Here is a 14,253-nt window from a genome sequence, read left to right on the forward strand (position 1 = left end):
AGCCGGAATTCGGAAGGATTCACCGTGGCAACCACGCGCTCCGCACACACCGTCTGGGAAGGCAACCTGCTCGAGGGCAACGGAGTCGTCACCTTCGACTCCTCCGGCATCGGCGAGCAGCCGGTGTCGTGGCCGTCGCGCGCCGAGCAGGCGAACGGCAAGACCAGCCCCGAGGAGCTGATCGCCGCCGCCCACTCCAGCTGCTTCTCCATGGCGCTGTCGCACGGCCTGGCCGGTGCCGGCACCCCGCCCACCAAGCTCGTCACCTCCGCCGACGTCACCTTCCAGCCGGGTGAGGGCATCACCGGCATCCACCTGACCGTCGAGGGCACGGTCGAGGGCATCGACAACGACGCGTTCGTCGCCGCCGCGGAGAACGCCAAGGCCAACTGCCCCGTCAGCCAGGCCCTCGCGGGCACGACGATCACGCTGTCGGCGAAACTCGCCTGAGCAGGACGCTCGCCTGAGAAACCGCGGACCCGCTTCCGCTCCGGTGCCGCGCCCCCCGAGACCGGGAGGCGCGGCATCCGCGTTCCCGGGGTACTCGGGACCGTGTGGCATTGACAACGGCCCACTCAAGTTTTGTGCTTGAAATGTGGCAGTGCCCTGGCGAAAGGGGACGGAGATGGCACGTGCGGTCGGGATCGATCTCGGTACCACGAACTCGGTGGTGGCCGTGTTGGAAGGCGGCGAGCCCACCGTCGTAGCGAACGCGGAGGGGGCCAGGACCACCCCGTCGGTCGTGGCCTTCGCGAAGAACGGGGAGGTGCTCGTCGGCGAGGTCGCGAAACGGCAGGCCGTGACGAACGTGGAGCGCACGGCCCGTTCGGTCAAGCGGCACATGGGCGACGCCCACTGGCGCTTCCCGGAGCACGGCTCCGTCGACGGCACCCGCTACCAGGCGCAGGAGCTGTCGGCGCGGGTGCTGCAGAAGCTGAAGCGGGACGCGGAGTCCTACCTCGGCGAGGACGTCACGGAAGCGGTGATCACCGTCCCCGCCTACTTCGACGACTCCCAGCGGCAGGCCACCAAGGAGGCCGGGGAGATCGCGGGCCTGAAGGTCCTCAGGATCATCAACGAGCCGACCGCGGCGGCCCTCGCCTACGGCCTCGACCGGGGCGAGGAGCAGACGGTGCTGGTCTTCGACCTCGGCGGCGGCACCTTCGACGTGTCGCTGCTGGAGATGGGCGAGGGGGTCATCGAGGTCAAGGCGACCAACGGCGACACCCACCTCGGCGGCGACGACTGGGACCAGCGGATCGTGGAGTACCTGGTCAAGCGGTTCAAGGGGCAGTACGGCATCGACCTCGGCAAGGACAAGATGGCGTTGCAGCGGCTGCGCGAGGGCGCCGAGAAGGCCAAGATCGAGCTGTCCGCGTCGTCCGAGACGACGATCAACCTGCCGTACATCACCGCCTCCGCCGAAGGCCCCCTGCACCTCGACGAGAAGCTGACCCGCGCGCAGTTCCAGGAGCTCACCGCGGACCTGCTCGACCGTTGCAAGACCCCCTTCCACCAGGCGGTCAAGGACGCGGGCGTGGAGTTGTCCGCGGTCGACCACGTCATCCTCGTCGGCGGCTCGACGCGGATGCCCGCGGTGACCGACCTGGTCAAGGAACTCACCGGCAAGGAGCCGCACAAGGGCGTCAACCCGGACGAGGTGGTGGCGGTCGGGGCGGCCCTGCAGGCGGGCGTCATCCGCGGCGACGTCAAGGACGTGCTGCTGCTCGACGTCACCCCGCTGTCCCTCGGCATCGAGACCAAGGGCGGCATCATGACCAAGCTGATCGAGCGCAACACCACGATCCCGACCCGGCGTTCGGAGATCTTCACCACCGCCACCGACAATCAGCCCTCGGTCGGCATCCAGGTCTACCAGGGTGAACGCGAGATCGCCGCCTACAACAAGAAGCTCGGCGTCTTCGACCTGACCGGTCTGCCACCCGCCCCGCGCGGGGTGCCGCAGATCGAGGTGGCCTTCGACATCGACGCCAACGGGATCATGCACGTCTCCGCCAAGGACCTCGCGACGGGCCGCGAGCAGAAGATGACCGTCACCGGCGGCTCGGCCCTGCCCAAGGACGACATCGACCGCATGATGCGGGAGGCCGAGCAGTACGCCGAGGAGGACCGGGGGCGCCGGGAGGCCGCCGAGACCCGCAACCAGGCCGAGCAACTCGTCTACCAGACCGAGAAGTTCCTGCGTGACAACGAGGACCGCATCCCGGCGGACACGAAGTCCGAGGTGGAGTCCGCGACCGAGGAGCTGAAGGCCCTGCTGAAGCAGAACGCCGAGACCGGCGCCCTGCGCACCGGAGTCGAGAAGCTCGGCACCGTCAGCCAGAAGATGGGCCAGGCCATGTACGCGCAGGCCGGGCAGCAGTCGACCGCGGCGGGCGCGGGCACGGGCACGAGCGCGGGTACGGAGCACACCGCGCCGCACGACGACGGCGTGGTCGATGCGGAGATCGTCGACGACGACACCGACCACAAGGGAGGAGCGGCTTGAGAGCGGCCTGAGGACCGCCGGACTCCTCGGCGACGAGCGGTGTCACAATGACGCCCTCAGCAGGCGAGGGGATGGGGACAGGCGGCCGTGCCGGACAACCGATCACAAGTGCCTTCGGCGGAAGAGACGGTGGAGACCGCCGAAGAGGCGGAAGAGACCGAAGAGACGGCGGAGCCGAGCGCGCGGGCCGGTGGGCCGGCGGCCGTCACCATCGCGTACATCGCCGAGTCCGCGGGCGTCTCGGTCCCCACCGTGTCGAAGGTGCTCAACGGCCGGCCCGGCGTGTCCGACGGCACCCGGGCCCGCATCGAGGAACTCATCCACCGCTACGGCTACCGCAAGCCGCCGAAGAACCGCAGCAACCTCGTGGAGCTGGTGTTCCGCGAGCTGGAGAGCATGTGGGCGGTGGAGATCATCCGTGGTGTCGAGCGGGTGGCCCGCAGGAACAAGGTCAGTGTCCTGGTGTCGGAGTTCGGTCTCCGGGACACGCCGGTCAGGACCATGGAGGACACGGTGGGACGGCGCCCGCAGTGCGTTCTGTCGGTGGCGCAGCTGTCCGAGGCGGAGCGGGAGCAACTGACCGCGAAGGGCATCCCGTTCGTCGTCTTCGACCCCAACGAGGAGCTTCCCGACGACGTGCCGTTCGTGGGCGCCACCAACTGGCGGGGCGGTCAGGCGGCGACCCGGCACCTGACAGGACTGGGACACCGGCGCATCGCGATGATCAACGGCCCTGACCACCCGTTCTGCCGTGCGCGTCAGGCGGGTTACTCCTCCGCGCTCGCCGAGGCGGGCCTGCCGGTGGAGCCGGACCTGGTGGTCAAGACCTTCCTCACCCGGGAGGACGGGTACACGGCGGCACGCGAGCTGCTCTCCAGGCCCGATCGCCCCACCGCCGTCTTCACCGCCAACGACATGCAGGCGCTCGGCGTCTACCAGGCGGCGCGCGAACTCGGGCTGGGCATCCCCGAGGACGTCAGCGTGGTGGGCTTCGACGACGTACCGGCCGTCGCCTGGGTCGATCCGCCGCTGACCACGGTCCACCAGCCGCTGGCCGAGATGGCGGTGGCCGCCACCGAGCTGGCGCTGGCCCTCGGCCGTGGCGAGGACGTGCCCCAGTCCGGACTGGAGATCGCGACCACGCTCACCGTCCGGGAGAGCACGGCGCCGCCCAAGGACTGAACGCTCCGCCCGAGGACCGGGCGGGCGGCGAAGAGCCCCGGGCGCCAGGGCGGCACCCGGGGCCCGGACGGTCAGGAGGCCGTGCCGGTCACCGAGCTTCCGGACTTCGTCACCGTGTACGTCACGGTGGCGCCGCTCCAGAAGTGGAAGGTGAGCGTCACCGGCGCACCGTCGCGCAGCGCGTTGAGGAAGTCCGAGGTGAGCAGGAGCGCGTTGCCCGGATAGTCGGGGGAGAAGGCCGCGTTGAACTCCTGGTAAGGAGTCCAGCTGGTCTGGCCGGCGTTGCTGCCGTCGGCGTACTTCGCCTCCATGGTCGCCAGCAGGTCGCCGCGGAACTGCGTGGGGACGGTGAGACCACCGGTGGTGCCGGTCGCGTTCGAGAGGACCGGCGTGTCGTACGTGGTCACGTAGATCTTCCAGGGCAGACCCTTGGAGAACCGGGCCTCGACAGTCGCGTTGGTCCCGTAGGCACGGTCGCCGGTCAGCCGGGTGAGGGCCGTGGCCGTGAGCGTGAGCTGGTTGCCGGAGACGGTGTAGTCCCGGCCCGAGGTGAGCTTGGTGCTGCCCTGGTAGAGCCCCTTGAAGGTGGTGCCGTTCAGGTTCAGCGTCAGCGTCTTCGCCGTGATCGCGCTCGACTTGGGCACGAAGACCCGGTCCGAGGAGGCGGTTCCGGAGCGGGTGGTCCAGCTCGACTTGATCTGCGCGATCAGGGCCGGGTCACGCCACTGCAGCGTGGAGCGGTTCAGGTACGCGAAGGGATCCCACAGGGCGGTGGTCACCCCGGCGGTCCGGGCCTCGTAGCCGAACTGCTCGTAGTACTTGAGCGCTTCGCCCTGTTCGACGCGGGAGGGGTGGAAGTAGTCGGGGTACCCCAGCAGGCCGAACTCGCCGATGTAGACGGGGATCTGCTTGGCGACGAGGCTGTCCCGCAGCCGGGTGAAGGTGTCGGTCATGTCCTTCTGCGCGGTCTCGTCGTACCGCGTGCCGCCGGCCACGTTCACGCTGAACGGGTACCAGCCGTAGAAGTGCACGGTGGCCACCAGGTTGGCGTCGTTCAGCGCGGTCATCTTGCTGACCAGGGCGTCCAGGTAGGTCTGGCCGGCGTTGCAGAACAGGGTGGGCAGCATCAGCAGCCGGGTCGCGTTGTTGCCGCCGGAGCCGCGCACGATGCTGTGGAACGAGGTGTCCAGCTCGTCCAGGTACTGGATGCTCTGCGCGTCACTGACGTTCTTGAACTGCGGTTCGTTGATGCTCTCGAAGAGCAGTGTCTGCGGGGAGTCCTTGAACTCCGCGGCGACCTGCTGCCAGATGGCGTTGAAGCGGGCCAGGACGTTGTCGTGGTCGGTGGGCATGGCGGAGACCCACTGCCACGAGTCGTGATGGACGTTGATCACCACGTAGAGGCCGTCGGCCAGGGCCCAGTCGACCACCTGCTTGACGCGGTTCATGAACGTCGTGTCGATCGTGTAGGGGGCGGTGGCGGACTGGTGGTCGGTCCAGGTGACGGGGATCCGCACGCTGCGGAAGCCCTCGGCCTTGATGGTGTCGAACAGGGACTTGGTGACCAGCGGGTTGCCCCAGGACGTCTCGTCCGGGATGGCGTCCAGCGTGTTGCCCAGGTTCCAGCTGGGCTGCATCGCCGCCACCGCGCTCACGGGGCTGAGCGCCCGGGACTTCAGCCCCGCGGACGCCTCCTCGTGGTTCGGTGCTGCTAAGGCGCTGGTGCTGGTGAGCCCGATCGCGGCGACCAGCGCCAGCAGCAGGCCGAGCACCCGGCCCGGACCGCGTCTGCGGCGGCCGCCGGGGCGTTGCGTTCCCTTCATCTCTTGACCTTTCTTCGTTGGCCGAGCGGGGGTTCCGCCCGTGGGGGGTCGGTGAAGGCAGGGGGTGAGGAGCGAGAGGCGGGGAGCGGGGAGCGAGGGGCGAGGGGGAGGCGGGCCCGGCCCGGCCGGGAGCGGCGGCGTGGTGACGGCCGGGCCCGGCCGGTTCAGGGGGCGAGCGGCTCGTAGTCGAACCAGTCGAAGTGGACCGTGCCGGCCGCGGCGTACATGCCGATGACCCTGCCGGTGAAGCCGCCCGCGACCTCGGTCGACAGATAGCGGCCGTCCAGGCTGCCGAGCGTGGTGAACGTGCCGTCCGGCTCCTCGATGCCGAACGTGAGGGTGTCGGGTCCCGTGCGGGCGTCCCGCAGCGGGGTGTCGCTCACGCGGAGGCCGAGGACCACGGGCCCCGCGGGTACGGGCCGGGAGCCCACGACGGTACGCAGAGACCCGACGCGGCCGAGCACGCGCACTTCCCCCTCGGAGGCCTCGATCTCGTAGTGGTGCTCCTCGTCCAGCCGGACGGCGAGACCTCCGCGCCCCCGCGCCGGATCGATCCGGGTCCGCACCCGGCAGGTCAGGTGCTGCTGGCGGCGGCCGACGAAGACGACGCCGGGATCGTCCGGACCGTCCGGACCGTCGGGATCATCCAGACCGTCCGGACCGTCCGGACCGTCGCCCCGGGCACGGAGCGTCAGCCAGCCGGCCCGCTCCTCGGTGGTGCAGTGCTCCTGCGGACGGTTGCGCACGGAGATCCAGCACGGTCGCAGTTCCGCGAGGTCGAAGTCGTCCCGGCCGGACTCGACGGGCCCGGGGACGAGCGGCCAGGGCGGGGCGGGCAGGGCGGGCGACACCTCGCCGACGACGGGCCAGCCGTCCGCCCAGGTCACCGGCGCGAGGAAGGTCTCGCGCCCGAGGACGTGCCAGCCCGGCGTGCCACCGCGCGGCCGGACGCCCAGCAGCACCATCCACCACGAACCGTCGGGGCCCTGGACCAGGTCCGCGTGGCCGGTGTTCTGGACGGGACGATCCGTACTGCGATGCGTCAGGATCGGGTTGGCCGGGCACGGCTCGAACGGACCGTCGGGGGTGCGCCCGCGGGCGATCGAGACGCCGTGGCCGCGCTCGGTGCCGCCCTCCGCGATGAGCAGGTACCAGTACTCGCCGACGCGGTACAGGTGAGGCGCTTCCGGGGCCAGGGCACCGGGGGTGCCGGACCACAGCCGCCGCGGCGTTTCCAGCGTCTCCCCGGTGTACGGGTCGATCCGGACCTGCGAGACCCCGGCGAAAGTGCACCAGCAGGTGCCGTCCTCGTCCCAGGCGAGGTCCGGGTCGATGCCCTTGACGCCCGGCAGACGGACCGGGTCGGACCAGGGCCCCGCGGGGTCGGTGGCGGTGAACAGCATGTTGCCCTCGCCCTCGGCCACGTTCGTGACGATGAGCCAGAAGCGGCCGTCGTGGTGGCGCAGGGTGGGGGCGTAGATGCCGCCGGACGACGCCGTGCCGGAGGTCAGGCGGAGCTGGCTCGGCCGGTCGAGGGCGTTGCCGATCTGCGTCCAGTGCACCAGGTCACGGCTGTGGAAGACGGGGATGCCGGGGAAGTACTCGAAGCTGGAGCAGACGAGGTAGTAGTCGTCGCCCACGCGGCAGACGCTCGGATCGGGGTGGAAACCGGGGATCACCGGGTTGGTCACGATGGCGTCCGCGGACCGCTCGCCCGGCATGCCGTCAGGGCCCTGCGACGGCAGGTTGGTTGTCGTTGTCACGGCTGGTTCGTCCCTTGTTCCCTCAGAGCGTCGATTCCCTCAGAGCGTCGATTTCCTCAGAGTGTCGAAGCGCTTCACTCGGCGGCGAACGCTAATGGCATGGATCTGCCGAAACAAGAGGGTGACTGTGGCGAAACTTTCTTCACCTTGAGCTATTGACAGCCCTCCGGGCTGAATGTCAGCGTCGAAGCGCTTCGACGATATGCTCTCCGCACCAGTCTGCTTAGGGGTTTGCCTCGTGGGATCTCCCTCCCTGATCGCCACCGGCCGGGTGCCGTTCCGTGATCCCGCGCTGCCGACCGACCAGCGCGTCGACGACCTGCTGGCCCGGCTCACCCTCGACGAGCGGATCGCGCTGCTGCACCAGTACGCGCCGGCCGTCCCGCGCCTGGGCGTCGCCTCGTTCCGCACCGGCACCGAGGCGCTGCACGGCGTCGCCTGGCTCGGCACGGCGACGGTCTTCCCGCAGGCCGTGGGCCTCGGCGCGACCTGGGACGAGGACCTGGTCCGCGAGGTCGCCGAAGCCGTCTCCGCCGAACTGCGTGCCTTCCACCACCACCGCCCGCCGGTGGACGGCATCGGCACCCCCGGCCTCCAGGTGTGGGCGCCCGTCGTGAACCTGCTGCGCGACCCGCGGTGGGGCCGCAACGAGGAGGGCTACTCAGAGGACCCGGCGCACACCGCGCGGCTCGGCACGGCCTACTGCCGGGGCCTGGCCGGCGACCATCCGGCCTACCTGCGCACGGCTCCGGTGCTCAAGCACTTCCTCGCCTACAACAACGAGGACGACCGCAGCGTCACCTCCTCCGCCCTGCGTCCCCGCGTACTCCAGGAATACGACCTGGCCGCCTTCCGGCCCATCGTCGCCTCGGGCGCCGCGACCGGCGCGATGGCCGCCTACAACCTGGTCAACGGCCGTCCCTGCCACGTCAGTCCGCTCCTGGAGACGGAACTGCGCGGCTGGGCCGTGCCGACCGGGCACGAGCTGTTCTGCGTCAGCGACGCCGAAGCCCCGGCCAACCTGGTCGACCCGGAGCACTACTTCGACGACCACGTCGAGGCCCACGCCGCGGCGCTGAAGGCCGGCATCGACAGCTTCACCGACCTGGACGAGGACGGCTCGACCACGGCCGGCCGGCTGCGCGAGGCCCTGGAGCGCGGCCTGATCGACGAGGCCGACATCGACCGCGCGGCCCGGCGCCACCTGCAACTGCGGTTCAGACTCGGCGAGTTCGACCCGGACCTCGATCCGTACTCCGGGATCGCGGCGGATGTCGTCGACTGCCCCGAGCACCGGGCCCTCGCCCTGCGGGCCGCGACCGAGTCGGTGGTGCTGCTCAAGAACGACGGCCTGCTTCCGCTCCGCGCGGACCGCGCGCCGCGGATCGCCGTCATCGGCCCGCACGCCGACACCCTGTACGAGGACTGGTACAGCGGGACCCTGCCCTATCAGGTCGGCATCGCGTCCGGGCTGCGGGCGGCGCTCGGCGCGGGCGGCGGCGATGTCGTCACCGAGGAGGGCGCCGACCGGATCGCGCTGCGCTCCCGCACCACCGGTGACCTCCTGGCGGGAACCACGTTCGACGTCGCCGAGTGGGGCGACGGCGTGCTGACCCTGCGCGCCGCCGGGACCGGCCGCCACCTCGGCCGCCGGGACGACGACTCGCTCGTCGTGGACCGCGAGGTCATCAAGACCTGGTACGTCGACGAGACGTTCACCCTGGAACCGGACCCGCACGGCGAGCCCGGCACCGTGCTCCTGCGCCACGTCCGCACCGGCCGCTACGCGGCGGTCGGCCCCGCCGACGGCCGGGTCCGCGTCACCGCCGACACCCCGGCGACCGCCGAACGCTGGCAGCGCGAACTGCTGCGGGACGGCACGGCCGAGGCGCGCCGGGCCGCCGAGGAGGCCGACGTGGCGATCGTGGTCCTCGGCAACCACCCGCTCATCAACGGCCGCGAGACCGAGGACCGTTCGGGCACCGCACTGCCCGGCACGCAGGAGGCACTGCTGCGCGCGGTCGCCGCGGTCCGCCCGCGGACGGCGCTGGTCGTCATGAGCAGCGGGCCCTACGCCGTCGACTGGGCCGACGAGCACCTGCCCGCCGTGGTGTGGACCTCCCACGGCGGGCAGGAGACGGGCCGGGCACTGGCCGCCGTACTGCTGGGCGAGGCCGACCCGGCCGGCCGGCTGCCGCAGACCTGGTACCGCGGTGACGACGAGCTTCCCGACCCCCTCGACTACGACGTCATCAAGGCGGGCTGGACCTACCAGTACCACCGGGCCGCCCCTCTGTACGCCTTCGGCCACGGCCTGTCCTACACCGGCTTCGCCTACCGCGACCTGCGGTTGTCGGCTCCGACGACGGCCCAGGACGGCGCGCTGGACGTGTCGGTGTCGCTGGCCAACACCGGCGCCCGGCCCGGCAGCGAAGTGGTGCAGCTCTACGTCCGGGCCCTGCACGCACGCTACGAGGCGCCCCGGCTGCGGCTCACCGACTTCCGCAAGGTACGGCTCGAACCCGGCGAGAGCCGGGAGGTGGCCTTCCGGCTGCCCGCGGAACGGCTCGCCCACTGGGACGTCGCCACCGGCGCCTTCACCGTGGATCCCGGCGCCTACGAGGTCCTGGTCGCCCGCTCCGCGGAAGACGTCGTGCTGACCGCCCCGCTGACCGTGACCGGCCCCGCCCCGGCGCCCCGCGCGGTCGCCGGCCGGCGCACCCGGGCCGCCGACTTCGACGACCACACGGACATCACCCTCGTCGACGCCACCCGTACCGCCGGCGACGCGGTCACCCCGGCCGGTTCCGGGCGACCCGCGACCCTGCTGTTCCGCTCGGCCGACCTGTCCGGCGTCACCCGCTTCGAGGCCGAGGTGGCCCGCGAGACCCACGAGGCACGCGAGGCCCGCGAGACCCACGAGGCCGGGGAGGCCCGCGAGGACGCCGGAACGGGCCCGGCCCGGCTGGAGGTCCGGGCCGGCGACCGGCTCGTCGCCGAGGTCGCCGTCCCGGTCACCGGCGGCCGCCACACGTGGACGACGGTGACCACCGACACCGGCTCCCCCCTCGACGGCGTCCACGACCTGCGGCTCACCCTGCACGGCGACTTCCGCCTGGCCTCCTTCCGCTTCGACACCCCGAAGGTACAAAACACATGACCGACCAGGTCTTCCCGGTGCTGCCCGCCGGATTCCGCTTCGGCGCCGCCACCGCCGCCTACCAGATCGAGGGCGCCCACGACGAGGACGGCCGCGGGCCCTCCGTCTGGGACACCTTCAGCCACACACCCGGCCGTACGCTCGGCGGCGCCACCGGCGACACGGCCGCCGACCACTACCACCGCTACCGTGAGGACGTCGCCCTGCTGCGCGACCTCGGCGTCGACAGCTACCGCTTCTCCATCTCCTGGTCCCGCCTGCTGCCCGCGGGCACCGGCACGGTGAACGCCAAGGGCCTGGACTTCTACGACCGCCTGATCGACGAACTGCTGGCAGCCGGCATCGAGCCCCTCGTCACCCTGTACCACTGGGACCTCCCGCAGGCCCTCGAGGACCGCGGCGGCTGGCGCGTGCGGGACACGGCGGAGGCGTTCGCGGCGTACGCGGCCCTCGCCGCCGAACGCTACGGCGACCGGGTGCGGCGCTGGATCACGCTCAACGAGCCCTACTGCTCCGCCTTCGTCGGCCACGCCGAGGGACGCCACGCGCCCGGCACCCGGGAGGGCCGGGGCGCCCTGGCCGCGGCCCACCACCTCCTGGTCGGCCACGGTCTGGCGGTGCGCGCCCTGCGCGCGAGCGGTGACCACGAAGTCGGCATCACCCTCAACCTCGACCGGATCCACGCCGCCTCGGACACACCCGAGGACCTCGCGGCCCTCCGCCGCGCCGAGACCCTGCACAACGACGTCTGGACCGGGCCGCTGTTCGCCGGACGCTACCCCGAGCACGAGGCCGAGACGTGGGCCGGGCAGGCGGACGGCCCCTGGCGGCGCCCGGACGACCTGCAACTGATCGGCACGCCACTGGACTTCGTCGGCCTGAACTACTACCGGCCCGTCTGCGTGGCCGCGGCGCCGCACCAGGAGGGCGACCCCGCCCGGCGCACCGCGGTGGACATCGGCGTCACCGAGGTGGACCCGTACGGCACCCGGCACACCACCATGGGCTGGCCCGTCGTACCGTCCGCGTTCACCGAACTGCTCCGCGACCTCCACGCCCGCCATCCGCAGTTGCCCCCGGTGTGGATCACCGAGAACGGCTCCGCCGAGGCCGACACCGTCGCACCCGACGGCCAGGTCCACGACACCGACCGGATCGGTTACCTCGCCGACCACCTCAGCGCCGTGGCCGACGCCGTCGCCGCCGGGGTGGACGTGCGCGGCTACTACGTCTGGTCGCTGCTGGACAACTTCGAGTGGGCGCGCGGCTACGAGCAGCGTTTCGGCCTGGTCCGCGTCGACTACGGCACCCAGACCCGCATCCCCAAGGACAGCTACCGCTGGTACCGGGACCTGATCACCGCGCACCGCGCCCGTACTGAGGAAAATCGATGAAGTTCACGGACGGCTACTGGCTGATGCGTCCGGGCTGCACCGCCCATTTCGCCGCCGAGATCGCCGACGTACGCGCCGACGGGCAGCGGATGACGCTCTACGCCCCGGTGAAGCAGGTCACCCGCCGCGGGGGCACCCTCAACAGCCCGCTGGTGACCGTGGAGTGCTGGTCCCCGGCCGAGGGCGTGATCGGGGTGCGCACCACCCATCACGCCGGATCGGCGCGCCGCGGACCGGACTTCGCGCTGCCCGGCGCCGGCGAGGACGCGGGCAAGGTCAGCCGCGAGGGCACGCTGCTCAGCCTCACCTCCGGCGAGCTGACCCTGCGCGTCGACACCTCCGGCCCGTGGCGGCTGGAGTTCGTCGCGGACGGGCGGGTGCTGACCTCCGCGGGGGAGCGGGGCAACGGATTCGTCACCGACGCCGAGGGCCGCCACCACATGGTCGGCCAACTCGCCCTCGGCGTCGGCGAGTCGGTGTACGGCCTGGGCGAGCGGTTCACCCCGTTCGTGAAGAACGGGCAGACGGTCGACATCTGGCAGGCCGACGGCGGCACCAGCAGCGAACAGGCCTACAAGAACGTCCCGTTCCACCTCACCAACCGCGGCTACGGCGTCTTCGTCAACCACCCCGGCAAGGTCGGCTACGAGGTCGGTTCGGAGTCGGTCGGCCAGGTGCAGTTCAGCGTCGAGGACCAGTCGCTGGAGTACTTCGTCGTCCACGGCCCCACCCCGAAGGAGATCCTCCAGCGCTACACCGCGCTGACCGGCCGCCCGGCCCTGCCCCCGGCGTGGGCGCTGGGCCTGTGGCTGACCACGTCCTTCACCACCGACTACGACGAGGCCACAGTCAACGGCTTCATCGACGGCATGGCCGAGCGCGGCATCCCGCTGAGCGTCTTCCACTTCGACTGCTTCTGGATGCGCGCCTACCAGTGGTGCGACTTCGACTGGGACTCCGAGACCTTCCCCGACCCCGAGGGCATGCTGGCCCGGCTCAGGGAACGCGGACTGAAGATCTCCGCCTGGATCAACCCGTACATCGCCCAGAAGTCCCCGCTGTTCGAGGAGGGCATGCGGGAGGGCCACCTGGTGCGCCGGCCGGACGGCAGCGTGTGGCAGTGGGACCTGTGGCAGGCCGGAATGGCCCTGGTCGACTTCACCTCCCCGGCCGCCCGCGACTGGTACACCGGCAAGCTGCGCACCCTGCTCGCCCAGGGCGTGGACTGCTTCAAGACCGACTTCGGCGAACGCGTCCCCACCGACGTCGTCTGGCACGACGGCTCCGACCCGGAGCGGATGCACAACTACTACACCCACCTCTACAACCAGGCCGTCTTCGAACTGCTGCGGGAGGAGCGGGGCGAGGGCGAGGCCCTCCTCTTCGCCCGCTCGGCCACCGCCGGCGGACAGCAGTACCCCGTGCACTGGGGCGGCGACTGCGACTCCCACTTCGGTGCCATGGCCGAGTCACTGCGCGGCGGCCTCTCCCTCGGCCTGTCCGGCTTCGGCTTCTGGAGCCACGACATCGGCGGCTTCGAGGGCACCCCCACCCCGGCCGTCTTCAAGCGCTGGGTGCAGTTCGGCCTGCTCTCCTCGCACAGCCGCCTGCACGGCAGCAACTCGTACCGCGTCCCGTGGGACTACGGCGACGAAGCCGTCGAGGTCACCCGCGAGTTCACCCTCCTCAAGCACCGCCTCGCCCCCTACCTCCAGCGCGCCGCGCAGCAGGCGCACACCACCGGCATCCCGGTGATGCGCGCGATGCTGCTGGAGTTCCCCGACGACCCCACCGCCGCCCTGCTCGACCGCCAGTACATGCTCGGCGACGACCTGCTCGTCGCCCCCGTCTTCTCCGACGACGGCACCGTCGAGTACTACGTGCCGGAGGGAACCTGGACCAACATCCTGACCGGCGACCGGGTCACCGGCCCGCGCTGGGTGACCGAGCGGCACGACTTCCACACCCTGCCGCTGCTCGCCCGCCCGGAGTCGGTGATCCCGCTGGCCGCCGACGATCAGCGGCCGGTCTCGGCGTGGGCCGAGGACGTCGAGCTGCGCGTGCACGCCTTCGCCGACGGGGCCGAACGCACGGTCGTGATCCCGCACCCCCACGGCACCGGCGAGGCGGCCCGCTTCCAGGTCCGCCGCGAGGGCGACCGGCTCCGCGTGACGACCGACAGCCCGCACCCCTGGCGGCTGCGGACCGGCGGCCCGGGCGGCGCCGTGCACACGGTCACCGGGGGAGCCGCGGTGACCGACGTCCCCTACGAGGACTGAGGCGCCCGGCGCGCCGGCGGGCCCGCCGTCCGGATCACGCCGCCGGGGTGGGGGCGCGGAGTGGGCAGCCAAGAGGAGGGTAGGGGGGGCCCGCCGCCGGATCTGTCGCGGCGCGGACCTTGCTGCAAGTAGTTGGGCTACAG

At 71.5% G+C, this 14,253-nt stretch carries 8 protein-coding genes; 6 read left to right on the forward strand and 2 right to left on the reverse strand.

Annotated features, from left to right (window positions below):
- The first annotated feature begins 24 nt into the window (after positions 1-24).
- The 3 genes from ACZ5GT_RS38575 to ACZ5GT_RS38585 all read left to right on the forward strand — a co-directional run bounded on the left by ACZ5GT_RS38575 (position 25) and on the right by ACZ5GT_RS38585 (position 3,691).
- On the forward strand, positions 25-450 hold the full coding sequence (locus ACZ5GT_RS38575) for an OsmC family protein (RefSeq protein ID WP_360755366.1): 426 nt from the start codon (positions 25-27) through the stop codon (positions 448-450).
- A 175-nt stretch (positions 451-625) separates the two neighbouring features.
- Positions 626-2,509 carry a molecular chaperone DnaK gene (gene dnaK, locus ACZ5GT_RS38580; RefSeq protein ID WP_469035997.1) on the forward strand — a complete coding sequence of 628 codons (1,884 nt, stop codon included), beginning with the start codon at positions 626-628 and terminating at the stop codon, positions 2,507-2,509.
- Between the two features lie 129 nt (positions 2,510-2,638).
- Entirely contained in the window at positions 2,639-3,691 is a 1,053-nt protein-coding gene (locus ACZ5GT_RS38585) for a LacI family DNA-binding transcriptional regulator (protein ID WP_469036000.1), read from the forward strand.
- Positions 3,692-3,762: 71 nt separating this feature from the next.
- Here ACZ5GT_RS38585 and ACZ5GT_RS38590 read toward each other — a convergent pair whose 3' ends face one another.
- Positions 3,763-5,514, reverse strand: coding sequence for a cellulase family glycosylhydrolase (locus tag ACZ5GT_RS38590; protein WP_469036001.1), 1,752 nt, complete (start codon positions 5,512-5,514; stop codon positions 3,763-3,765).
- A 164-nt stretch (positions 5,515-5,678) separates the two neighbouring features.
- The gene (locus ACZ5GT_RS38595) at positions 5,679-7,235 is read right to left on the reverse strand and encodes a glycoside hydrolase family 43 protein (RefSeq protein WP_469036009.1); all 1,557 of its coding nucleotides are present in this window, start codon (positions 7,233-7,235) and stop codon (positions 5,679-5,681) included.
- Positions 7,236-7,515: 280 nt separating this feature from the next.
- Between ACZ5GT_RS38595 and ACZ5GT_RS38600 the strand changes: the two genes are divergently transcribed.
- From ACZ5GT_RS38600 to yicI, 3 genes are read left to right on the forward strand one after another with little or no spacing between them, the layout of a single operon-like run.
- Positions 7,516-10,437, forward strand: a complete 2,922-nt coding sequence (locus ACZ5GT_RS38600) for a glycoside hydrolase family 3 C-terminal domain-containing protein (RefSeq protein ID WP_469036003.1) — start codon at positions 7,516-7,518, stop codon at positions 10,435-10,437.
- Complete coding sequence (locus tag ACZ5GT_RS38605) at positions 10,434-11,831, forward strand: GH1 family beta-glucosidase (protein WP_469036004.1); 1,398 nt, start codon at positions 10,434-10,436, stop codon at positions 11,829-11,831. Before ACZ5GT_RS38600 ends, ACZ5GT_RS38605 begins: the two co-directional genes overlap by 4 nt.
- The gene (gene yicI, locus ACZ5GT_RS38610) at positions 11,828-14,110 is read left to right on the forward strand and encodes an alpha-xylosidase (protein ID WP_469036006.1); all 2,283 of its coding nucleotides are present in this window, start codon (positions 11,828-11,830) and stop codon (positions 14,108-14,110) included. Before ACZ5GT_RS38605 ends, yicI begins: the two co-directional genes overlap by 4 nt.
- The last annotated feature ends 143 nt before the right edge of the window (positions 14,111-14,253 follow it).

It is taken from the genome of Streptomyces sp. NPDC031340, assembly GCF_055569945.1.

Bases quoted from the DNA above. Each gene is read 5' to 3' on its own strand.
- ACZ5GT_RS38595 (WP_469036009.1), bottom strand. From the start codon at position 7,235: ATGCCGGGCGAGCGGTCCGCGGACGCCATCGTGACCAACCCGGTGATC.
- dnaK (WP_469035997.1), top strand. From the start codon at position 626: ATGGCACGTGCGGTCGGGATCGATCTCGGTACCACGAACTCGGTGGTG.
- ACZ5GT_RS38605 (WP_469036004.1), top strand. From the start codon at position 10,434: ATGACCGACCAGGTCTTCCCGGTGCTGCCCGCCGGATTCCGCTTCGGC.
- yicI (WP_469036006.1), top strand. From the start codon at position 11,828: ATGAAGTTCACGGACGGCTACTGGCTGATGCGTCCGGGCTGCACCGCC.
- ACZ5GT_RS38590 (WP_469036001.1), bottom strand. From the start codon at position 5,514: ATGAAGGGAACGCAACGCCCCGGCGGCCGCCGCAGACGCGGTCCGGGC.